The 22,061-nt window shown below is 70.0% G+C and carries 21 protein-coding genes; 8 read left to right on the top strand and 13 right to left on the bottom strand.

Annotated elements, in window-relative coordinates:
* Window positions 1–27: 27 nt before the first annotated feature.
* Window positions 28–681, top strand: coding sequence for a hypothetical protein (locus ACA511_RS19045; protein ID WP_375025728.1), 654 nt, complete (start codon window positions 28–30; stop codon window positions 679–681).
* Between the two features lie 378 nt (window positions 682–1,059).
* Here the strand turns inward: ACA511_RS19045 and ACA511_RS19040 are convergent, their stop codons facing one another.
* The 3 genes from ACA511_RS19040 to ACA511_RS19030 all read right to left on the bottom strand — a co-directional run bounded on the left by ACA511_RS19040 (window position 1,060) and on the right by ACA511_RS19030 (window position 3,025).
* The gene (locus ACA511_RS19040; protein ID WP_375025727.1) at window positions 1,060–1,458 is read right to left on the bottom strand and encodes a hypothetical protein; all 399 of its coding nucleotides are present in this window, start codon (window positions 1,456–1,458) and stop codon (window positions 1,060–1,062) included.
* Between the two features lie 668 nt (window positions 1,459–2,126).
* Window positions 2,127–2,483, bottom strand: coding sequence for a PRC-barrel domain-containing protein (locus tag ACA511_RS19035; protein WP_375025726.1), 357 nt, complete (start codon window positions 2,481–2,483; stop codon window positions 2,127–2,129).
* Window positions 2,484–2,509: 26 nt separating this feature from the next.
* On the bottom strand, window positions 2,510–3,025 hold the full coding sequence (locus tag ACA511_RS19030; protein WP_375025725.1) for a hypothetical protein: 516 nt from the start codon (window positions 3,023–3,025) through the stop codon (window positions 2,510–2,512).
* A gap of 619 nt (window positions 3,026–3,644) precedes the next feature.
* On the opposite strand from ACA511_RS19030, the gene ACA511_RS19025 reads away from it, so the two are divergent.
* Together ACA511_RS19025 and ACA511_RS19020 are read left to right on the top strand one after the other, a co-directional pair.
* Entirely contained in the window at window positions 3,645–4,223 is a 579-nt protein-coding gene (locus ACA511_RS19025) for a DUF5994 family protein (protein ID WP_375025724.1), read from the top strand.
* A gap of 8 nt (window positions 4,224–4,231) precedes the next feature.
* Complete coding sequence (locus ACA511_RS19020) at window positions 4,232–4,693, top strand: STAS domain-containing protein (protein WP_375025723.1); 462 nt, start codon at window positions 4,232–4,234, stop codon at window positions 4,691–4,693.
* A gap of 185 nt (window positions 4,694–4,878) precedes the next feature.
* On the opposite strand, the gene ACA511_RS19015 is transcribed toward ACA511_RS19020, so the two are convergent.
* From ACA511_RS19015 to ACA511_RS19005, 3 genes are all read right to left on the bottom strand, one after another.
* Window positions 4,879–5,136 (bottom strand): DUF6458 family protein, encoded by a 258-nt coding sequence (locus ACA511_RS19015; RefSeq protein ID WP_375026281.1) that lies wholly within the window; start codon window positions 5,134–5,136, stop codon window positions 4,879–4,881.
* A gap of 499 nt (window positions 5,137–5,635) precedes the next feature.
* Window positions 5,636–6,874, bottom strand: a complete 1,239-nt coding sequence (locus ACA511_RS19010; RefSeq protein ID WP_375025722.1) for a PP2C family protein-serine/threonine phosphatase — start codon at window positions 6,872–6,874, stop codon at window positions 5,636–5,638.
* Window positions 6,875–6,924: 50 nt separating this feature from the next.
* Complete coding sequence (locus ACA511_RS19005) at window positions 6,925–7,242, bottom strand: UBP-type zinc finger domain-containing protein (protein WP_245666282.1); 318 nt, start codon at window positions 7,240–7,242, stop codon at window positions 6,925–6,927.
* Between the two features lie 291 nt (window positions 7,243–7,533).
* Between ACA511_RS19005 and ACA511_RS19000 the strand changes: the two genes are divergently transcribed.
* Window positions 7,534–8,448, top strand: a complete 915-nt coding sequence (locus ACA511_RS19000) for a LysR family transcriptional regulator (protein WP_375025721.1) — start codon at window positions 7,534–7,536, stop codon at window positions 8,446–8,448.
* A 41-nt stretch (window positions 8,449–8,489) separates the two neighbouring features.
* Window positions 8,490–8,984 carry an SPFH domain-containing protein gene (locus tag ACA511_RS18995; RefSeq protein WP_375025720.1) on the top strand — a complete coding sequence of 165 codons (495 nt, stop codon included), beginning with the start codon at window positions 8,490–8,492 and terminating at the stop codon, window positions 8,982–8,984.
* Between the two features lie 140 nt (window positions 8,985–9,124).
* Here ACA511_RS18995 and ACA511_RS18990 read toward each other — a convergent pair whose 3' ends face one another.
* A complete protein-coding gene (locus tag ACA511_RS18990) occupies window positions 9,125–9,448 on the bottom strand; it encodes a hypothetical protein (RefSeq protein ID WP_375025719.1) in 324 nt (107 codons plus the stop codon).
* Between the two features lie 233 nt (window positions 9,449–9,681).
* On the opposite strand from ACA511_RS18990, the gene ACA511_RS18985 reads away from it, so the two are divergent.
* Window positions 9,682–12,300 carry a LuxR C-terminal-related transcriptional regulator gene (locus tag ACA511_RS18985; protein ID WP_375025718.1) on the top strand — a complete coding sequence of 873 codons (2,619 nt, stop codon included), beginning with the start codon at window positions 9,682–9,684 and terminating at the stop codon, window positions 12,298–12,300.
* Here ACA511_RS18985 and ACA511_RS18980 read toward each other — a convergent pair.
* From ACA511_RS18980 to ACA511_RS18960, 5 genes are all read right to left on the bottom strand, one after another.
* Window positions 12,287–14,509 (bottom strand): peptidase domain-containing ABC transporter, encoded by a 2,223-nt coding sequence (locus ACA511_RS18980; protein WP_375025717.1) that lies wholly within the window; start codon window positions 14,507–14,509, stop codon window positions 12,287–12,289. The two genes, ACA511_RS18985 and ACA511_RS18980, sit on opposite strands and share 14 nt — an antisense overlap.
* A complete protein-coding gene (locus tag ACA511_RS18975; protein WP_375025716.1) occupies window positions 14,494–15,561 on the bottom strand; it encodes a TIGR04500 family putative peptide maturation system protein in 1,068 nt (355 codons plus the stop codon). The genes ACA511_RS18980 and ACA511_RS18975 overlap by 16 nt, the downstream gene beginning before the upstream one ends.
* Window positions 15,558–16,562: an MvdC/MvdD family ATP grasp protein gene (locus ACA511_RS18970; RefSeq protein ID WP_375025715.1), complete on the bottom strand. Its 1,005-nt coding sequence runs from the start codon at window positions 16,560–16,562 to the stop codon at window positions 15,558–15,560. Before ACA511_RS18970 ends, ACA511_RS18975 begins: the two co-directional genes overlap by 4 nt.
* Before the next feature lie 87 nt (window positions 16,563–16,649).
* Window positions 16,650–16,823 carry a hypothetical protein gene (locus tag ACA511_RS18965; protein WP_375025714.1) on the bottom strand — a complete coding sequence of 58 codons (174 nt, stop codon included), beginning with the start codon at window positions 16,821–16,823 and terminating at the stop codon, window positions 16,650–16,652.
* Between the two features lie 368 nt (window positions 16,824–17,191).
* Window positions 17,192–18,115, bottom strand: coding sequence for a phosphotransferase family protein (locus tag ACA511_RS18960; protein ID WP_375025713.1), 924 nt, complete (start codon window positions 18,113–18,115; stop codon window positions 17,192–17,194).
* A gap of 787 nt (window positions 18,116–18,902) precedes the next feature.
* Between ACA511_RS18960 and ACA511_RS18955 the strand changes: the two genes are divergently transcribed.
* Window positions 18,903–19,454, top strand: a complete 552-nt coding sequence (locus ACA511_RS18955) for a class IV adenylate cyclase (protein ID WP_375025712.1) — start codon at window positions 18,903–18,905, stop codon at window positions 19,452–19,454.
* A gap of 798 nt (window positions 19,455–20,252) precedes the next feature.
* Complete coding sequence (locus ACA511_RS18950) at window positions 20,253–20,678, top strand: hypothetical protein (protein WP_375025711.1); 426 nt, start codon at window positions 20,253–20,255, stop codon at window positions 20,676–20,678.
* A 552-nt stretch (window positions 20,679–21,230) separates the two neighbouring features.
* Here ACA511_RS18950 and ACA511_RS18945 read toward each other — a convergent pair.
* Window positions 21,231–22,061 carry a FadR/GntR family transcriptional regulator gene (locus tag ACA511_RS18945; RefSeq protein WP_375025710.1) on the bottom strand — a complete coding sequence of 277 codons (831 nt, stop codon included), beginning with the start codon at window positions 22,059–22,061 and terminating at the stop codon, window positions 21,231–21,233.

The following is a 22,061-nucleotide window of genomic DNA, read 5'->3' as shown; positions in this document are numbered from 1 at the left end:
CCAATTGACAGATGGAGGATGCGAGTGATGGTGTCCAGCGACCACAGAGAGAGCGAAGGCAGCGAGGTCCATCTCTCCATCGAAGACAAATTAGCTGACACGGTCAGAGAGTTGATCGCCACCACGGGACTCACTTCGAGGGGCCTGGAAAAAGAGACGCAAACCTCCGAGGAGATGAGGTCGATATCAAGGACGTCGTGGTCGGCCTACCAGTGCAGGAATAATCCGCGAATAATCCCTCTTGACGCTCTGGAGTGGATTATCCAGTTCGCAAGTAGCGCGCCCCGTGCCCTCAAGAAGGACGCCCTGCACCTGCATGGGCAGACGAGGCCACAACTGGCGCCACCCGCCTCGCAGGCAAACCTCCCAGGGGAACCTGGCGCTGCTCATGCACACGGCATATCTTCTACGGGCCCAGTTCGACGTCGCCGGTATCGAGTCCACAGGGATGGCAACATTGTCGATTCGACGAAGAAGCCAATCGGCGCGATTGTTGCCGGAGATATATTCCGCCGCGACGACTCGACAGGCCACCCAACGTTGCCCTATCGCTACTACGGCACAGTAACCAGTGACGACCATGCCAAAATGGAGATGGTCGGATACGTGCTTCAGGAAAAGCTCACTTACCTCGACACGATTTACTTTTGCAGTGGTGACGGCGACGATCTGATCAACTGATACATGCCCTATTTACTGCCCACAACGATCTGAGGCTTACCGACAGTCCACAGGTCTTCACAGGGCATCAACCTGGCAGTGCGAGAGACGGCGAGTGGAGCAGTTTTCCCCATTGATAAGTCGTCACAACGAACGTGACGGCTATCCTCTAAGGAGCCAGGCAGACTTCAACCTGGAGATCTGACGCCCCACATCCTGCGGCGTTATGGCGCCGCAGAGAACGGTAGGGCGGCGCGTAGGGGGTAGCGGATTTGGGAGGACGGACTTGATCCGTCCTCGGACACTTCACGACAAAGTGGGACAGGTTCACATCTGCCCCACTTTGTGGTTTCTGCGCTTGGCGGAGTACTGGTGCCGAGTCCCAGAGCACCAGGACGTTCAGGAGACCCGTTGCGAGCCTTCGGGCGGAACGTCCAGTGCGCGGGCGAGCGGGGCGGCGCGGTCGGGAACGTACCGCTCGGCCCATGAAGCGGCCAGTCGGTGCAAGGCGATCAGGTCGCGTTCCACGCCGGCCAACAGACGCCGCGGGTCGGCGGTGGGCAACTCGATCATCGGCCTGTCATCGCCCTCGGCGTCGACGATCATGCGGACTATGTCGCCGTGAAGTTCACCGCATGGATCGGGATCGTGTCCGAGGAAGCCGCTCGAGGCATGGCCGTCGAGGAGGCTCCACCATTCGCGCCAGTCCTCGATCCCGCTGCAGCAGCCGGGCAGCAGGGTGGTGCCCGTCGTAGTGTCGATGACTCGCAACCCGCCCGGCGCGAAGAGCGGCTCCATGGTGAGAAGGCCATGCAGGAAGGCCCCGAGCGGATCGGCCGGACGCCGGCCGCCTGCGTGAGCGCCGTGCCCGTATGGCTACCGTGCGTACTCAAATGGGTCACGCGTGCCGCACGTCTGTCATGCCGAAACCATCTGACCCGAGTCGGGAGCCCCGGACTCGCGGTCGGCGGCGAGATCGTGTCGCCGCTTCCTACGAACCGCGAAGCCGCTCGATCTCCGCCTCCAACTCGCGAACCTTCGCCTCCAGCTCAGCCCTCGTGGGCTTGCGGGCCCCGGTGCGCCGGGGAGGCAACGCGGCATGCTCCCGCTTTCTTGCACCAGGTGGCTCCTCCACGAGACCTATGGCCTCACCGTCCACGATTGTCGCCGGATCGAGGCCGCACTCAGGGCACGACGTGGAACCTGTGAACGCCGCGTGAAGCATCTTGTGCGTGCAGTGCGAGTACTCCTCCACGACGTGGCCGCAGTACAAGCGAAGGCGCCATCGCATCAATTCGTGGGGCTGCGTAGGAGCGCCGAGTATACGGCCGAGGTCCTCGATCTGCCGTGGCGAGAATGGCGGAGGCGGGCAGCACTTGCCGCAGTGCGTGGTCAGCGATCCCGAGACCGAGTGGCGTATCGCGTGGCAGTCGCCGTGTACCTGCCTGAACCGGGGGTCCGGGCGCTCAGCGGCGGGCGAGCTGGCGCTCGCCGCCGGCGCCGGGTTCGTAGTGCAGGCCGTAGTGCCGGAAGACGGCCTCCTCGTCCTCGGCGGGCAGAACGTCGTCGGTGCCGATCGCGGGACTGTGCTTGACCCGCGACCTGTCGTGGGCGACCCGCACGTAGCCGGGCCCCGAGGTCGCACCCTCCAGGGGGACGAAGGCCAGGCGGTGCCGGGTGGGCAGGCCGATCCGCACGGTGGCCATGGCGGGTTCGTCGGTGCTGGTGTCGACGTGGACCGACTCCAGCGTGCCGATCTTGTGTCCGCCGGAATCGAGGACGGCGCAGGTGCGCCATTCCCGGATGTCGGTCATTTGGATCATCGGGACTTCTTCATTTTCCGGTGGAATCAGTTTCCCCAGTCTTCGTCGTCCAATTCGTCCCAGGTCGGCTGATCCGTGGGCGGTGTACCCGGACGGTGGGGGGATCCGCCGGAAGCGCCGGCGCGGCGCGGCGGTGCCGGGACGGGTGCGGCAGCCGGTTCGTCCAGGCGGGGTTTGAGTTGCCGGTAGCGCTCCTCGGTCTCCTCGACGCCGAGGTCGAGAACGACGGCGATCTGTTCGAAGCTCAGGCCCGCGGCTTGGGCGGTGTTGAGCAGGCGCGCCTCGGTCTGGTCCAGATTCAGGCGGACCGCGCTCAGCACCAGCAGTGCCGCGGCGACCTCGACCGGCTCGGGCCCGTCGCCGTTTCCGCGCTGGGCCCGGTCGCCGGCGTCGATGACCGCGCCGATGGCGTCGCGGTCTGCCATCGGCCGTTCCCTGGACTGCCAGAGAAACTCGTCCACGCCGGTGGCGTGGCGGGGGGTCAGGAAGGCGCGCGCCTGCTGGACGGTATGCGGTGCGGGGACCCGGTCTTGGATGGTCAAGGGACTCATTTCCTGTAGCAACCCTGCTAAAGGTCTCACTCGCCACGGGTCGTCCTCGGTCCAGGGCCGCCGGCTCGGGGAGGAGCGGACGGCCCTGGAACCGGCCGGGCGCAGCCCCCAGCGGTGACCGGCTGCTTCTCATTCAAGTGGGACGGCCTGATGTGGGAAACAGTCAAGGTGTGCACACGCCATCACTTGCGCCGATGACCGCCGCCCGGAGCTCAAATGAATCCTGATCCCCTTTTCCCGCCCACCTCCCGAAAAATCTCTTTAGAAAATTGCAATTATTCATGAATTGTCGAGTAGGGTCAAATTATCCGGCAACGATGGCATCCTCGTTTTGAGGTTGTTCCGTCACACCGGCTCGCCCCCTAGAGGGGGAGTCATGACGAATTCGTACGAGCCTCGCACCAGTAGCCGACGCGCGGATCTCCTTCGCCGGCATGAGCGGTGTCCTGCCGCTGGCGGTCGTGCCACCTGGCCGCGATCGCCGCCGGAATCGCGGTCCCCTGATTCTGGGCACCGCCCGCCTCGCCCAACTGCGGCCGCTGACCCGCAAGCGCCTCCGATGGGGAACCGGTTCACCGCATCGATCGAAATTCAAAAGAAGGTGCCGGTCATGTGGACCACCGCCGAACGCCGCACAACGATCAGTCCGTCACCGCCCTCGACTCCACGGCTGCGGTTGCGCCGCGCGGCCTCTCCCGGCTCGGTGCGGACCGCGCTGGACGGCGCCTGGTGGCCCCGTTCGGCCGACCCGGTCGCGGAGCTGCCGGGGCTGGTCCTGGCGCTGCAGGACCACGGCCCCAGCGACAACCACCGTCCCATCGCCCACGTCCTGCTCCGGGTGGACGACTGGGACGAACGTCCGCGCCGGCTACTTATCGACGGCCCGGCCGACACCCGGGTGGTGCGGCTGAGCTGGTTCGACTCACTCCCCGCCGGGCTCCTCACCGCGATTCACGCCGACGGGCGGCGCGTTGACCTGCTCACCGTTCCGGTCTCCACGACCCGCGGCGAAGCCGAGGCGGTGATGGAACTCGCGTCCCACCCCGCCAACCATCTGCACACCCCCGCCCTGCTGGCCGCCCTCACCGAAGCACCCGGCCCACCGGACCGGGCCGGCACCCAGAACGACTCGGAGGACGCCTGGGAATCCGAGGGCGGACGCCTTCGAGGGGACCTGGCGACACGCTGATCCGCCCCATGGCCCGGCCGGCCCGTCATCGGGTCGCCCGGGTACGGAACTCACGGCCCACTCTTCGAACGGAGATCACCCTGACCACCTTCACCACCACCCCGCCTGCCGCCGCGGATCTCGTGCGAGGCCCACACGAGGTGCGGATGCCCGCTCACCGGCGTCCCGGTCACACCATCGTCGCGTTGTCGGGCGCCTTGGACCGCGCCGCCGCCGCGGCGCTGCACGAGCACCTGGTCGGCGCGTTGCGGCACAGCGGCCGCCTGCTGATACTCGACCTGAGCGCGGTGACGTCCGCCGACGCGGCCGGGCTGGCCGTGCTGATCGGCATCCGCCGCCGCGCCGCCGGCCTCGGCATCACCCTGCGCCTGGCCGCCCCCGGCGCGCAGGTCGCCGCGCTGATCCGCGCCACCGGGCTCGACCGCGCGCTCATCGTCCTGCCCGCTCGGGCAGTCGCGTCATCGCCCTGACGTATGGACGCCGGCCCTCTCGCAGGCGTGTCCGGTACATCCACTCTTTCGCCTGGTGGCACCAGGGCCCCGCCGACCGGTGATCCTGTCAGGAAACGACGACGGCGACCGCCGCGATGAGCACGCAGACGATCGCCCCGGCGATGACCATGCCGCCGATGAGTCCCATCACCAGCCGAAGGTATTCATTTTTCATGGTCATCGGGCACGCCCTGACGTCCTTGCCTGGTATCCGCTTCCTCGATGGCGTCTTGGCGGCTGCGGGCCGACCATCGCTTCGGACGCGGCCTTCCGCGCACGACCAGCGGAAGCAGCAGCAGGGCCACGCCGGCGACCATGAGGATGGTGCCCACCGCGTGCAGATCGATCCCGCTCACGGATCCGGTGACGGCGAAAACGAGAATCGCGCCGACCACGAGGAGGGCGATACCGCCTGTCGGCATCACACGCCGCCCTTCGGTGAAATCACATCAATGAATTCGGTCCGGTTGTGCCTTATGGTCACCGGACTCGCATGCTCGTTTCAGCACCATTCAACCGCCCCCCGGCCGCAGGGGAAACAGCGGATTTCCGAAGGTCTCTTCTCTTCCGGAGATGACCGGTCGACGCGACCGGTCGGACCGAGCGCGCCGCGCAAGAAGCGCCACGCGTCTCCTGGGATCCGGGTGGCGGGTGGCGCCGCGGGTGCCGTTGCGGCACGGGGAGGGCGACAAGGAGGCGTCCACCCCGGACCAGAGGAAAGCGCGGCCTTCCGCGCGCGGTGGAACGCCTGGAACCCGGCGTCCACCAACCGCGCCGGTGGCGCTACCGGATCCTGCAGAACCAGCGGGGTCCGCTCCTGGCGACCGTGCTGCACGCCAGTACCGATGTCGTCATCTGCGCCATCCTCACCGCCTCACCTCCCGTTGGCCCGGTCGACCCGGCCGGCCCGGGGTCTTTCGGTCACAGGAACGGCCTGGTGAGGTGGTCGGCGGTGCCGCCGCGCCATTCGATGAGGAAGAGGGTGGCGTCGTCGCTGGTGATTCCGCCTCTTTCGCGCATGAGGGTGTGGGAGAGGTCCCGCACCATCTGCTGGACGCTCGCGCTGGCGGGGCCGACGCGTTCGATGGTGGCGATGAGGCGTTGTTCGCCGAACTGTTCGCCGCCGGCGGTGTGCTCTTCGATGAGCCCGTCGGTGTAGGTCAGGACCCGGTCGCCGGGGCGGAGTTGTTGGTGGTTGATCCGGGGTGTGGAGCCGCCGAAGCCGACGGGGAGTGTGCCGTGGCCTTCGAGGGCGCAGATGACCTTGTGGTCGCGGATCAGCATGGGGGCGGGGTGGCCGGCATTGACCCATTGCAGGTGGCCGGTGCCGATGTTGAGGCGCATCATCTGCGCGGTGACGAAGTGGTCGGGGCCGAACTGGTCGTCGATGGCGGTGTCCATGAACGCGTACAACTCGGCGAGGCCGGGCTGGGCGCGTCTGGCGTGCCGGTAGGCGCCCACGGCGACGGTGGCCAGGACCGCCGCGTTCAGGCCGTGGCCCATCGCGTCGATCATGGCCAGGTGCAGGACGTCGTCGTTGAGGGCGTAGTCGAGGCTGTCGCCGGCGACGTCGTAGGCCGGCTCCAGGATTCCGGCGACGGCGACCTGCGGCGTGGTCATGGTGAGCGGGGGCAGCAGCGACCACTGGATCTCCGCGGACACGCTCATCGCCTGGCGTCGACGCGTCAGGACGAACTGGTCGGTGTAGTTGTTCTTGGTGACCAGCATGTCGGCGACCAGGCCGGCCAGCCGTCGCAGCAGCCGGCGGTCGTCGTCGTCGACCTTGTCCAGGGTCAACGCCATCACGCCGATCTCGTCGCTGCCGTCCAGGAGCGGCAGGAACATCCGCACACCGTCGGGCTGTGACTGTTCGACGGCGGTCTCCGACAGGAAAGCGCGCCCGGCGGGTGAGCCCTCCAGCGGCAGCGGTTCACCGTCGGTGAGGCCGCGGCCGGGAAGCGGCACCAGCGTCAGCTGGGCGTAGTCGTGCAGCAGGATCGAGACGTCCCGGCCGCCGATCGCGCGGACTTCCTCGGCCACCAGCGGGGCGATGAGCTGGGGCGGCATCTCGTGCGCCCGGTCCAGCAGCTGTCCCAGCAGCCGCTCACCGAAGCCTTCGCTGCGATCCTCCGCTTCGGCGGGCCCGTTCGGTTCCCCCATGCCCGTCTATGTGCCCTCCGACAGGGATGGTAACTCTGCGTATCGAGAGTTTAGACGAGACGTTCGTGGACGTAGCACCATCTCCAGGTCGATCCCGGCTCCATTGCGGCGGCGAGCGGATGGTCGGTCTCCTGGTAGTGCGCCCGCGCGTGCCGGCGCGGCGAGTCGTCGGAGCAGGCCACCCAGCCGCAGGTCAGGCACAGCCGTAGCGCCGTCCACCGGTCGCCCCGCGCCTCACACGCCGCGCAACCCTGTGAGCGTGGCGCGACGGGCGTCACGCCGTCCAGGTGCTCGCAGCGGGGCGCCGAGCCGTTGGGGCTGTACGGCACGCCCGAGGCCATGGCGCGGACCCTCATCTCGTGATTCATCGAACCTCCCCTTCCAGGTGTCGCATTGCCCCCGGTCAGTACTCCGGTCCCGGGTGCAGGGGACCGCCGACCGCGAGGGACGACCGGCTCGGACGCCGCCGGCGGGCTCGGGCGCATGGAAGGCGCCTACTCCCAGTCGAGCCCGCTCTCGGGTCGGACCGAACCGGGCAATGCGGGCAGGGATCATCAGTAGCGGTGATAACCGTCGGCCGGCGACGCGGAAATCCAGCGCGCACCGCGCTGTACGCTCCTTGGAGGGGTCCAGCTGTTCCGGCCCGGAAGGCGGGAGATGTGGAACTGCGCCAGCTCCGCTACTTCGTCTCCGTCTCCGAGGAACTCAACTTCGGCCGCGCGGCGGCCCGCGAGCACATCGTCCAGTCGGCGCTGAGCCAGCAGATCCAGCGGCTGGAGCGAGAACTGGGCGTGCGCCTGCTGGACCGCACCACCCACTACGTCGCCCTGACCCCGGCGGGAGCGGCGTTCCTGGTCGAGGCCCGGCAGATCCTCGCCCACGTGACACGCGCCGCCCAGGCCGCCAGGACCGCCCAGGACACCTTGCCCGCGTTGCGGGTCGGCATCATCGACGCCAGCTACGACTCGATGCCGCAGATCCTGCACGAGGCCCAGGCGCTCTACCCCGACCTGGTGATCCACCAGCTCGAGGCCGGCGTCCCCGAGCAGTACCAGCAACTCATCGACGGGCGCCTGGACGTGGGCATCGGCCGCGCCGCACAGGCACCCAGCGGGATCGCCTCACACCTGTTCCGCCAGGACCGCCTCGGCGTCCTGGTCCCCCGCGGGCACCGGTTCGCCGACCTGGACACGGTGCCGGTCGAGGCCCTCGCCCGTGAACCGCTGCTGCTGGCCGAGGAGATGAAGGCCCCGGAGTTCAACCAGTTCACCGTCGAGATGTGCCGCGCCGCCGGCTTCACGCCCACGGTGTACGAGGGAACCGTCGACAGCGTCCACGCGGCATCCGCCCTCGTCGCCCACGGCCGCTGCCTGTACTGCGTCCCCTCTTCCTGCATCTCCGCCCTCCCGGGAACGATCTGGCGCCCGCTCACCGACCCCGTCTCCTACTACCCCTGGTCGATCCTGTGGCGCGCCACCGACGACTCCCCTCACGTCCAGGCCGTCGTCGCCTGCGCCCGCAGCATGTCCCAACGACTCGGCTGGCTGACCGCCGCGGAACAGGCAACCGGCTGACCCACCGCCACCGACCCACCGGCCTCCACCCGGTCCGCGCGGTGATCGGTCCGCGCATCGTCAAGCAGTACGAGCAGGGGGTGCTGTTCCGCCTCGGCCGGGTCCGCGGCGTCCGCGAGCCCGGCCTGCGGCTGATCATTCCGGTGGTGGACGTGATGCGGCGCGTGACGCTGCGGATCGTCACGATGCCGATCCAGTCGCAGGGCATCATCACCCGCGACAACGTCAGCGTGGACGTGTCGGCAGTGGCCTACTACCGGGTGGCCGACGCGGTGAAGTCGGTGGTGGCGATCGAGAACGTCCGCGCCGCGATCGACCAGATCGCCCAGACCACGCTGCGCAAGGTGGTCGGGCAGCACACCCTGGACCCGACGCTGTCGGAGACCGACCGCATCAACGCCGACATCCGCGAGATCCTCGACGTCACCACCTCGACTCGCCCCTCGCCGTCCGCGATGCGACCCTGGCAAGCTCTGAAAGAGATAAGCCATGCTCGAATACCTCATAGCCGTCACTCGACGGATCATCTTCACTGAGGAGTGATCCGCCATGTCGGGGGACCGGCCGGATCCCTTCGGGGCCGCCCGTGGAAGGACAACGCGGGCGGCCCCGGACGATCTCGAGCCTCGAACCGGTCGACGACGAGGCGCCACCCCACTTGAGGGCGGGATTTCCGTCACCGCGTGCCCCCGTTCGGCCCGCGCTTCTCCAGTGCGACCGCGGTGTGATCGGCCTCGGTGATGAACATTTCTCGACCTGCCCTGTCGACCGTGACGGCGAGGGGCGAACCGCGGATCAGCGGCGTGGACGGGCACTTCCTGCACGGCAAGTGGCACTTCGGCACGGCGCGCGGCGCCGCCAAAGCCCGCCACACGGCCGCCCGCCCGGCCGTCAGCGCGGCGCACATGCGCGGCGAGGACCTGGCGTGTTCACGCACGGCACGGTGGAGATCTTCAACCCCCAGCACGGCGAGCCGGCCGCGGAGCTGGCCGGACCGCATCGGAACCCCCTGGACAATCTGCGTGACGCCCCACGGGGCGGCTCGCCGCCTGCACCGGGGCTTCGTATCCAGCGGAGCGGCCTGATGCCGCCTGAACCTCCGGAGCCGCAGGTCACGGGCTTCGGATACGCTCCATACGCCTGGTCTCGGTACCGGGGATAGACGGATATGTGAGAAATGGTGGGTGGCGAGCCTTGGGGGCTTCGCCGACACGACGGACGGCCGATGCCCTGATGCCCGACCTGACGACGACGATCCGCACCCACCACGTCCGGCGGCGGTGGCCGTTGACCGGGCGGGGCCCGGACGTTGAGGCGATCCTCCGGCCGCTCCTCGCCGACGGCCAGCACGGGGTGCTGCTCGCCGGCGACACCGGGGTGGGCAAGAGCCGCCTCGTCGAGGCCGTTCTGCACCGTTGCGCCGTCAGCTCATGCCACACCGCGCGGGTCACCTGCACACCAGCGGATCGTGACCTCCCCTTCGAAGCGGTCCGCCAGCTCCTTCCGGAGCCGGACGGCTCGACAGAGCTTTTCGGCGCCGTTTCCGCCGCGCTGCTCAAGGCCGCGGCGGGACGCGCGATCGTCATCGCCATCGATGACGCGAGCTGGCTGGACGAGGGGTCGGCGGCGGTCGTCCAGAAGCTGGTCGTCCACACCGGCGCGCGAGTGCTGATGGCCACCCGCACGGAGGCGGCCGCGACGCCACCGGTCGAGGCACTGCGGCGCTGGGGCCGCTGGTCCCGGATCGACCTCGCCCCGCTCGACCGGCCGCGGACGAAGGACCTGGTCGAGGCGGTCCTCGGGGCTCCGGCGGACGGGCTCACCCTGGACGGGCTGTGGCGGATCACCGGCGGCAACCCGCTCTTCCTGCGCGAGGTGCTCTGCGGTGCCGTGGACGACGACGCCCTGGTGACGCGGGAAGGCGTCGTCGCCTGGCGGGGTGGCGCGATCGGCGGCGCCCCTCTCAGCGACGCCGCGGCAGCGGTGCTCGAAGCGCTCTCGCCCGAGGAGCTGGACGCGCTGCGCTACGTGGCCGTCGCCGCCTCGGCCCCGCTGGAAGTGATCGAGCGGCTCGTCGCGGTGCCGGTGCTCGAACGGCTGGAGGATCACCGGCTCATCCGGCTCGACCAGTCCGCTCGTGTCCCGCTGCTCCGGGTGGCCCACCCGCTGCACGCGCACACGGTCATCGCCCGCACCGGAGCGTTGCGGATCCGGCGGATCCGCACCGACCTCGCCACCGCGATGACTGCATGCGGGCCGGACGACCGGATCCGCACGGTGCAGTGGCGGCTGGCCGCCCGGTTGGACGTACCCGACGACGAGGTGCTGGCGGCGGCCGACGAGGCCCTGCGCGACCGGGATGTGGCCGTGGCGGAACAGCTGTCCCGCCAGGTCTCCACACCGGCCGGGGCCTGGCGGCTCGGCCGGGTGCTGGTCGCCCGCGGCGAGTACGTGGAGGCGGAGAGGTGGCTGGCCGAGGCGGCCCGGGAGCTGACCGATCCGGCTTCGCTGGCGAACGTGGCGGCCCTCCGGGCGGTCAACCTCTTCTGGGGTTTCCGTGAGCCGCGACGGGCCTTCGAGGTCATCGCCGAAGCCAAGGCCGCGCCATCGGCGGACGGCTCCGGTGACCTGCTGGCCGCCGAAGCGCTCGTCGCGGTCTTCGACGGCCGGGCCGACGCGGCGAACGAGATGGTGGCCCTCCTGCCCGACCGTCCCCCGGACGATCCGGTCCTGGCCGGGGCGATCGCACCATTGCGGCCTCAGCTGCTGCTCTTCACCGGACGCCCGGCGCTGGCGATCGCGGAACTGTCCGCGGCCCCGACCGAATTCCCCGGCGCGTGGCCGCTGATGCGGGCGATGACCCAGGCCTGCCACGTCCACGCGCTGGTCATGACCGGTGCGGTGGCGCAGGCGGCCGAGACGGTGCGGCGTTACTACCACGACGCGGTCGAGCAGGGTTCGCCCGCCGGAGTGGGCCTCGTCGCTCTGGCCGGCGGGATCTGCGCCTACTACCAGGGGCTGCCCGAGCAGGCCGCGACGTGGTTGCGGGAGGCCCGGGCGCTGACCGGCGGCCATCCGCGGTTCCGGTTCCGGGAGACCGTCCTGGCGCTCAGTGCCGGCGTCGCCGCGGAGCTCGGCCACGTCGATGAGGCCCGCGAGTTCCTGGACCGGCTCGGTGCGGCCGGCGCCGCCCCGTCGGTGGCCGACTACGGCGCCTTCGGTGAGGTGTGGGCGCTGGTGATATCCGGGGACCGCAGCGGCGCCGGCGCGGTCCTGCGTCGCCGGGGGGCGGAGGCCCTGGCCGTGGGCAACGTATTGATGGCCACCGAGTTCCTCCATGTCGACATGCGACTCAACCCCTCCCCGGCGACGGCCGCCCGGCTTCGGCGGATCGCGGAGAGCACCGATGGGGACATGTTCACCCTCCTCGCCGATCACGCCACGGCGTTGGCCCACCGGGATCTTCACGAGATGAACCGCGTCAGCGCGGCCTTCGAGCAGCGCGGATATCGCGGCTTCGCGCTGGAGGCCGCCGCCACCGGTGCGACGTTCAGCGGCGGCCGGGAAGTGAACGCGTTGGCCCGCCGCACCCAGCGGCTGCTCGGCGAGCATCGGGGCACCTGGCCGGAGTGGCTGCCCGCGCCGAAGTCCGCGCCGCTGCTGACCCGCCGGGAACAGCAGGTCAGCGAGCTGGCGGCGAGCGGGATGGACAACGCGACGATCGCGCGGACGTTGTCGGTGTCCCCCCGTACGGTCGAGAACCATCTCCAGCGGGCGTACGACAAGCTCGGCATCCGCCGCCGCACGGAGCTGGCGGCGGCACTCGCCGAGGACGGCCTCATGGTCCGCTGATCACCGTGTCCCGCCGCTGATCCGACCGTCCCGGCTGATCCCGCCGTCCCGGCTGATCCCGCTGTTCGCGGACGAGCCGGGCGTAGCGGCCGCCCCGGGAGACGAGAGCGTCGTGGGTGCCCTGTTCCACGATCGTCCCCCGGTCGATGACGACGATGAGGTCGGCGTCCCGGATCGTGGAGAGCCGATGCGCGATCACCACCTGCGTGCAGCCGAGCGCCGTGAGTCCCGTCTGGATCATCGCCTCGGTACGGGCGTCCAGGCTCGATGTCGGCTCGTCGAGCAGGAGGACGCTGGGCTGGTGCACCACGGCACGGGCCAGCGCGATCCGCTGCCGCTGGCCACCTGAGACCTGTGAGCCGGCCTCGCCGACGGTGGTGTACAGCCCCATCGGCATGGCCATGACGTCCTCGGTGAGCGCGGCGACCCGTACCGCCGCCTGGATCTGCTCGGCGGTGCAGCGGTCCTTCCCGGCGGTGATGTTGTCGGCGATCGTGCCCTCGAAGAGGAACGGCTGCTGGGTGACGATCCCCATCTGCCGGCGCAGCCGCCGGCGGTCGAGCTGCTCCAGCGGCACCCCGTCGTAGCTGATCTGCCCATCGGTGGGTTCGAGCAGGCCGAGCAGCAGACGGCCGAGGGTGGTCTTGCCGGAGCCGGACGGCCCGACGATCGCGACGCGCTGCCCCGGTTCGATCCGCAGGGTGATGTCGCGCAGGACCGGGCGGGCGGGGTGGTAGCCGAAGGTCGCGTCGCGCACCTCGATGCGGCCCCGCAGGCCGCCGGGCAGCCGCACCCGGCCGGTCGGCGCCGACGGTGTGTCCATGATGTCGCCGAGGCGTTCCAGGTGGGCGACCGCGGCATGGAGCTGCTGGACGGTGGTGAGCAGCGATCCCAGCGGGGCCAGCGCGGCACCGGCCAGCGCGGCGAGGGCGAGCAGCTCGCCGAGCTGCGCCGGGCTGGGCAGCTGGTAGGCGACGACGAGCAGCAGCCCGACGACCAGGCCGGTCTGCGCGGCGGTGGTGAGCGCCTGGACTCCGGAGAGGAACAGGTCGCGGCGCCGGGCGGCCGCGAGCTCGCGGTCATGGCAGGACCGCCAGCGGGTGACGGTGGCTTCCTCCGCCCCGCAGGCGATCACCGTTTCCACCCCGCCGAGGCTCTCCACCAGGGTGTTCTGCGTCAGCGCCTGGGCGTTCAGCGATTCGCGCAGGCGCTGGACGCTCGCTCGCCCGGCCAACAGCGCGATGAGCGCCTGCAGGGCCGCGACGGCGGCGGCCGCGATCGCGATCGGCGGGGAGGCGAACGCGAGGAGCGCCAGGTATCCCAGTCCGGTGAGGCAGTCGATGCCGAACGCGAGGGACCGCTCCGTCACCAGATCGCGCAGCGTCGAGGCGGTGGACAGGCGGGTGAGCAGGTCGCCGGAGCCGCGCTGGTCGAAGAAGCGGAAGGGCAGGGTGAAGGTGTGCCCGACGAGGCGGCGCATCAGGCGGGCCGCCACACCGGTCTGCAGCTGGATCAGCAGCACCGATCGCAGCCAGCTCACGACCGTGAAGACCAGCCACCCGACGCCCGCCGCCGCGGTGAGCGGGAGCAGCATCTCCTTGAGGCTCCCGCCGGTCGTCCCGTCGACCACCACCCGGGTGACTCCCGCCACCAGCAGCGGGAACAGCTGCACCACGAGGGACGCGGCGACCAGGGCGGCGATCAGCGGCCAGTTGCCGAGCACCCCGCTGAGCAGCCGGGCGGCGGTCCGCCAGGTCGAGTCGGAGCCGCGGGGCATCTTCCCGGCGGGTTTCCCGCAGAGGACGACGCCGCTGTAGCCGGCCGTGAACTCGTCGTGGCCCAGCCGGCGCCGGCCCTGGGCCGGGTCGGCGATGCTCACCTTCGTGCCGCGGATGTCCTCGACGACGACGAAATGGTTCTGCCCCCAGTGGGCGATGAGCGGGCCCGGCAGCCGGGTGAGACCGGCCGCCGGCGCGGCGAACGCGCGCAGCTCCAGCCCGAAGTGCCTCCCGGCACCGATCAGCTCGCGGGCGGACGCGCCGTCCCGATCCGACGGGAGATGCCGCCGTGCCTCGATGACGGACGTGCGCCGGCCGTGGGCGCTCAGCACCATGGCCAGGCAGGCGGCGGCGCAGTCCGCCGCGGAGAGTTGCGTCCGCAGCGGTACGCGGCGGCGCGGCCGCAACCGGCGGATCACAGCCAGTGCCACCGGATCGCCGCCTTGGCCCGCTGCTCGGCGAGCCACTCGGCCAGCGCGGCGTCGCCGGCGCGGGCGAGCACCGCCGGATCCGCCTCGGTGGCGGCTTCCCGTCCCCGCACACCGCCGAGGACGACCTGCCCCGCGTCCGGCACCGGCCCGGCCAGCTCCCCCGCCGCGAGGGAGCGCAGCGGTGCGGGCAGGTCCAGCGCCCAGCGCCGGCCCATGGTGAGCTCGATCTCTCCGGCGGCCCCGGTGCGCTGACCGAGACGGGTGAGCAGGTCGGACGGGGTGCGCGCCGCAGCGACGTCGTCCAGTGCCGTCGAGTCGGCCGACCGCACCCAGACCGCGTCGACCCGGTCGAAGTCGGCCGGACGGGCGCGCAGGTGGTCGGCGGCGTGCTCGGCCTTGAAGGCCCGCCGGAACCGCTCGATGCGGGCGACGAGCTCGATGTGGGCGGTGAACGCCTGTTCGGAGAGACCGACGTCGGCCAGCCATGCGAGGGTGGCCGCCCGGCTGTGCAGGCCGCGGCCGCGGCGGAACGTCTCGGCGGCCGCCGCCAGCTCGTCGGCGGTCGCCGCCACGTCCTCGTCGAACACCTGGTCCCACAGGAGGCAGTAGTCGACGAGTTGCCGGTGCAGGGTGGGGTCCCGCCGGTTGAGGGCGCGGATCGTGAACAGCGCGGACGGTACCGAAAGGGATCGCTCGTTCACGCTGAGCAGCCGGTTGGCCGCGAAGTGGGTGGAGTACTCGATCGACCACGGAACCCCGTCCTCGGTCTGCCCGGTGAGGGCGACGTTCCCGCCCTCCGGGTCGGCGAGCACCAGGTCGTAGCCGGCCCGCAGGTCTCCCGGCGGGGCGTCGACGACGAGTTCGGGCCGGCGCCGCGGGTGGGCGGCGGACCAGTCGGCGACCATCCGCCGGGCCTCCCCGACCCGGTCCCGGTGCCGGGGCAGCCGGCGCAGCAACGCCACCGCGCTGACCAGATCGGCGCCGAATTCGGCGTCCGCGGCGGATTCGCCGGTGGCTTCGGCGACTGCTGTCGTTACCGATGGGGTGGTCACGGCACTGTCTCCTTGGTCGTGTCCCGGGTCACGGGTTCGTCGGCGGTCAGCCAATCGCTGATCGCGTCGCTGATCGGCAGTCCGGTGAGCGTCTCGATCCAGCCCCACTGCCCGTTCACGTTCACTTCGAGGAAGACGTACTCTCCGTCCTCGCGGCGGATGAGGTCGATGGCCCCGAAGTTCAGCCCGAGTGCGGAGATGAAGTCCAGGCAGCGCCGGGCCACCTCGCCGGGAAGCTCGACGGCGCGGTAGGCGACCGTGTTGTCGTCGTAGCGCCGCCAGTCCTGCGCGGTCAGCCGGGAGGACTGCGAATCGATCTCGGCGGCGAAGACCTGGTCGCCCACCACCGTCACCCGCAGCTCGGCGGCCTTGGCGATGTTGGGCTGGAGGATCACCGGCGCGTGCTGGATCCGGTGCCGGCCGGCGAGGTGGCGCCGCTGCACCTGGGTGGTGTAGATGAGGTGCTGCTCGCCGTAGACCCAGAAGTTCTTGTACGTCAGCGCCTTGCTGATGAGCTGCCCGCCGGCGCGGTTCCAGGCGGGGATCAGCTCGTCCGGATCGTTCGTGAAGAGGGTCCGCGGCACGGTGAAGCCGAGTTCGGCGGCCTTGGCGAGGTGGACCAGCTTGTTGTCGGACCGCAGCGCCTGAGTGGGCTTGGCCGGCATCCAGCGCGCCGTCAGCAGCTCCCAGAAGCCGTCGCGGAAGCGGCCGGCGACCAGATCGGCATGCGCCCGGTAGTCCTCGTCGGTCACCAGGTCACCCACCTGGATCGGGCTGGGGCGACGGTCCCAGACGGCGGTGACCTCCGCCAGGTCGTACGTCCGGCCGCGGTGTTTCAGGATCTGCCGGCAGCCGCCGCCGTCTATCTCGACGGTCAGCCGGCTGTGCGCCGGGTACTGGTCCTCGTCCCACCAGAGCACCGGGATTCCGCGCGCCTCCACCTTGGGGCGTACGAAGTCGATGGTGCCGGCGTCGTCGGGACTACTGATGATCAAAAGCATGTCAGCGCTCCAGGGCCGCATCGCAGAGGTCGTGGGGCGCCCGGTCGATCCCCCGCCGGTGCGCGCCACGCCGGTTCGTGTCGGACGCTAGACCCGGAAGCACTCCTCCGCGGGCTTGCCGGGCCCGTCTCCGCTGGTCGCGGAGCACATGAAGCCCGAGCCGGGGGCCATCGCGCCGACGATGAGGTCGAGGTCGTCGTCGACGAGCTCGACGACGCCGGTGTCCTCCGAGACAAGATCATCGATCCGGAGCTTGTTCATCTTTCCTTCCCTCCTAGCGTGCGGCACGGGGCCCGCGCCGCTCTGCTCTTGCTCCGAATGGTCTCCGCGCACCCCGTGCACCCGCCTGAGTAGTGACTACTCAGACTCGTATGGCGTACGTCACACCGCACGACCGGTGGCGGACGGCGGACGAGGCGCGGGGGCTCATCTTGCAGGCTCGCCCTTCAAGGTGCGATGACCGCTTCGCGCCGGGCGCCGGGCGCCATTGCGATGACGGCTTTCACCCCTGGAGCAAACCCGTGGACATCGTGACCATCGACGACGGCGGGACGGTCACATCGTTGACGTCGAGCAGGACCTCGCCTTGGCGCCTTACGCCGCGTACCAAGCACCGACGCAGGTCACTGTCACACGAGCAGCGCCTCGAGCTCCGGAAGTCGGCCGAACAGGTCGGGGAGGCCGCGCACCCCATTGCGCACGGACTCGTGCGACAGCGCGAGGTCAGGGCCGGCGCCCACCTCGACACCGGCCAGGCACCGGAGGGTGTTCCACCTCGTGTGCCCCAGCCAGCCGCCGATCATGAACACGAACCAGCTTGGACCTGACGGCGGCAGCACTCCACCCCCCGCGACATAGCCGTCGAGAACCGAGCGGAAGATGGCGGGCTCGATGTCGTCGAAGCCTGGGCCCTTCGCGAGGCTCAGCGCAGTCGAGCCGAGCTCACCGGACAGGTCGAGCATCCCCGAGAGCTCCCAGTCGAGCACCACCGGCCGCCCCTCTCGAGCGAGCAGGTTCCACGGTTGGACGTCCCGGTGAGTCAGCACGATGGGGCCTGGCCGTTCGCAGGTGTCGACGAAGTGGGCAATCGCGAGGAACGTCTCGACGTGAGAGGCGAGCTCGTCGGCCCACGGCTGTCCGGTCGCCGCCGCCCGCGCGGCGAGCTCGGGCCAGTCCCGTGGCGTCGGGTCCTCGATCGGCACATGGGTCCACGCGACGTCGAGCGCGTGGATGCGCGCGAGAATCTCCCCGATCTCGAACGCGTACGCCGCCGACACCGGCGCTTCAGGCACCTTCTCGCCCTCGACCCATCGGTGAACGAGCGTGTAGTGACCGGCCGAGATCGGCTCCGGCATCGGAATGCCGGCGGCGAAGGCCGCCCGCTCAAACCTGAACACGTCCTCGACGCGATAGGTCCAGCGGCGGTCGACAAGGTTCAACTCCTTCACCGCGAACGACCCCTGGTCGGTGTCGAGCCGGTACACCCGGTTGGCGAACCCGCCATGGACGCGGATCATCGGCCCGATCGGCGTGCCGAGATACGAAAGGTTCACCCACGCACTCTAGGAACTGGCAGATCATCGATGCACTGGACTTCTCGCGATGCATGCTCACGACAACTGCCACTCCGCCGAACGGCCACAGCCCGACCGCCTACCAACACGCCTTGGGGCCGTCCTGTTGCCGAGGGGCGCGGCAACGGCCGCCACAGCGACGCATGGCGGGTTGGTGGCCACGGTTCCCGGCCGGTCGCCACCGGTCGGGGATGCCCATAGGCACCAGAAGACGGTGGCGTTCGCCCGTGACTGGGGGAACGCCACCGTCGCCTACCACCGTTGGACCCCACGGCCCGGCGGACGAGCCCGAACCAGCCCTCGCCTCCCTCACCGGAGCGCGTGTGCCGGACCGCGTTCGCGGCCAGTTCACCGACGGCCCGGCGCGACGACGTCCGCGCAGGGCATGGCCGCGAACAGAGCCTCGGCGAATGCCCTCGCCGCCCGCACCTGGTCCGCACGGCCCCGTACACCCGACGCCAGCGCATTCTTGCCGACGCCCACAGCCATTCGTCGGCCGTCGAGCCGACCAATTTCGCGTTTTCCATCTTGATTTCCTCCTTTGTTCGCCGTTCGCCGCCGACGGTCGGTCCGCATGTCACGGACGGCCGGACAGCAATTGACGCCCGACTCGGCGGCAAGGTCAAGTCTGCATTCTTCTTTCAAAACTGCGCCGGATCGGTGTCGCACAAGTCCCCATGTTCTCCGTCCGGGCTGCCCAAAGCTCCCCGCGAGAACACCGGTGCCATTAGGCTCCTTCGCAGGCACTCGTCATGAACGGGGGACCGTGAAAGCTCAGGAGATCGAGGTCAAGTACCGCGTGATCGACCAGGATGCACTGCTTCACGCCTTGACCGATCAGGGAGTCTCGCTGTCCGCGCCAGTCCTCCAAGAGGATCAGGCGTACGCACCGACGTGGTGGGACTACGGCAAGCCCAAGACCGGTGTCCCGTTCGGACGTCTCCGGACCGTGCAGGGCAAGCACCTGTTCACCGTGAAGACCCCGCAGGACAACGAGATGGCCTGCCTGGAGGCCGAAACGATCGTGGCCGACGCCGAGCGGATGCACGACGCGCTACTGCAGATGGGTTTCCGCCCAACAGTCCGGATCGTCAAGGAACGCCGGACCGGCCGGGCGGGGCGGTGGTCGTTGTGCCTGGACCAGGTCGAGGGCGTGGGACCGTTCCTGGAGATCGAGACGGTGACCACCGCCGACGAGTCGGGCCTGGCCGTCCAGGCACGACTGGACACATGGGCGAACAACCTGGGGGTCAAGCTGGAGCGGGTGACCGACACCTACGACTCGCTCGTCCGGCTTGCACAGCACCACAGCGCTTGAACCAGCTCAGAACAGCGCGCCACTGGTGGCCGGGTCGGCCGTGGGCAACAAGTTGGGGACGACGTCCACGGTCAGGGTGAAGCGCCGCATGGTCGGTGAGCTTGCTGTCGCGGGTCTCGTGGAGGTAGCGGCGGTCGGTGACCCGGTCGGCGAGGGCTGGCCCGGCAAGGACCCAGGGCCGTCTGGAAGGAGGTGATGAACTGCTGCTTGCGGGTGGTCTTGCTCCGGCTTCGGTCCCGGCTGGGCACGTAGACGGCGAGGGCGAAGACCCGTGGCTCGCAGTCCAGGAGGCAGGCGGCGACCCGTCCGGGCGAGATTGCGTGAACTGCAAAGCCTCGGTAGTAGACGGGCTGGAGCCTGATCGTAGCGGCGTCGGTACTCACCGGAGTGTCGGCGACCCTCGCTCGCTCGCTTGTGGCCCACCGGTGTCGGGTGCCGCAGGTCTCGGGGCGTGCGGGGTCTCCGGCGGCTGGGTATCGGCGCCCCGATCGCCTGGCCCTCACCATCGAACCCGCCGGCGGATCCACCCGGCTCACCGGCCTTCCCATCCTCGCCCTCGGGTTCGGCTGACAGCCCGCGCCCACCACGCAAACGAGCCGGGTGCTGTGTTCCGGCTCGTTTGCGCGGTACGCGATCTGGTCCGGTTGCGGGCCCTGGCCGTTCGGGACTGTCCCGAACGGCCGGAGAGGGCCTCGAATGGGCTCCGACGTGCTGGGATTGGCCCATCTCAAGTGACTGGAGGGCTCGATGGGCTCAGTACGACTCAGGGTGCTGGCGGCGGCACTAGCGGGAATGTTCATGATCGCGGGTGCTCTCGGGCTGGCCGCTCCGGCGCAGGCGGCCCCGTCCGCGGCCGGGGCGTCTGCGTCGGCGGCCGGGGTGGCGGCTGCGGCGTTTCCGGCGAAGCCGTGCAAGTACGTGGTCGGCAAGCCGTACCGGAAGGGGCGCACGATCATGGTGAAGGTGTGGGCGGGCAAGTGCGCCAAATTCCCGCCCGACGCGATCGCGAAGCTGTGGCGGGGCCGCTGGTACGGCTACCAGAGCCTCAAGCCGTACGCCACCTGCAAGCGCAAGGCCGGCAACTGCGTGGCGACGGTGAAGTACCACTGCCCCGCCGACACCACCTACACCTACAAGGCGTCCGCCACGCTCACTACCGGAAACACGGCCCGCCAGTGGGGCCCGACGCGGCGCATCCACTGCCCCGCCTTCATCAGCACCTGACGCCCCCGAAGCGTACGCCCGGTCCCGGGGTGTCCCCCAGGGCCGGGCGATCGGCCACCGGCGCCCGAGCCGCCTGGTCGGCGGCGTGGTTCCGCAGGTGAAGCACTCGGTGGTGGACGATTCAATCCGCAGGCTCCGGTCCGCGTCCCCCTGGTACGCGGAGGTGGTGATCGAGCAAGGGGCGATCCTCATCCGGGAATGGCACGCGACCGAGTGCCCGGTCTTTCAAGACCTGATCAACGAAGAAGGGCCCGCGCGCCTTATCTCCGGGGGATTCGTTCGCCTTCAGTAGGAGGGCGCGATGATTCCGGCGATGAGCCGGGCGCGTTGGCTGGGGGCGGGCCGCAGCCGCCGGGCGAGTTCAGCTCGTCGAGGCGCGCGTGCTCGTCGGCCAGCAGGTCCGCCAGATCGGCCGGTGTCCGCGTCGGGTCCATCGCCAGCCGGGCCGAACCGCGAGGCTTGAGGAGTTTCACGGCGGGCCGCTCACCGGTCAGGGGCGGCGGGGGCGTGGTGCGATGGTCCGGCATCTCCCGAGGGAGGACGTCGGCGCAGTCATTCTTGGCCGACGGTGAACTTCGACCGGGAGGCGCGGCGGATGCGCAGGCGGGCCTGCTGGGACGCGGCGTCGATGACGTGGTCCTTCAGGTTCAGGCACACGCGATGCTGGGTCGCGGCGAGGTGCGAGCCGGCGAGCCGGGCGACCGCGTCGCCGTCGCCGGCGGCGATCAGCTCGATGATCCGCCGGTGCGTGACGATCACGTCCTTGCGCTCATCGGTCGCCGGGTAGCTGCCGCTCGGGGCGGCCCGCTCGGCCCACTGCTCCTCCTGCACCGACCACAGGGAGGTCAGGCTGCTGATCACCAGCCGCAGGGTGGCGTTCTCATGGAAGGACACGATGGCGTCGTGGAAGGCCCGGGAGACCCGCGTGAACTCGACGTCGTCGGTCATGCGGTCCTCGCTGATGGCGACCAGCTCTTCGAGCGGGGGGACGACGACCTCGTTCCGGTCCGGACGCGCGGCGCACGCCTTGGCCGCGAGCGGTTCGAGTTCGGCGAGCGCGTGCGCCAGATCCGGGACGTTCACCCGGAGGGCCTGGAGGGCCAGCCCCAGCGTGTATCCGGCGGTGCCCTCATCGGGGGCGTGGACGATCGCACCGCCGACGTTGCCGCGGCGGATGGTGATCAGGCCCTCGGTCTCGAGGATGCGCAGGCCCTCGCGAACCGAGGGGTAGCTGACGCCGAACTCGGCGACCAGCTCGTCCTGCTTCGGGAGCTCTGCGCCGTTGACGAGGTCGTCGGCGAGGATCCGCTGCCGCAGGGCGGCCGCGACCTCTTCCGCCATGCGCGTCTGCCCGAGACGTCCCCCGCCGAGTCGAGATGCCAT

Origin of the sequence: Actinomadura sp. GTD37 (assembly GCF_041951365.1) — a bacterium.
In the GTDB taxonomy this organism is placed as follows: domain Bacteria; phylum Actinomycetota; class Actinomycetes; order Streptosporangiales; family Streptosporangiaceae; genus Spirillospora.
This window is presented reverse-complemented; position numbering and strand designations above follow the sequence as displayed.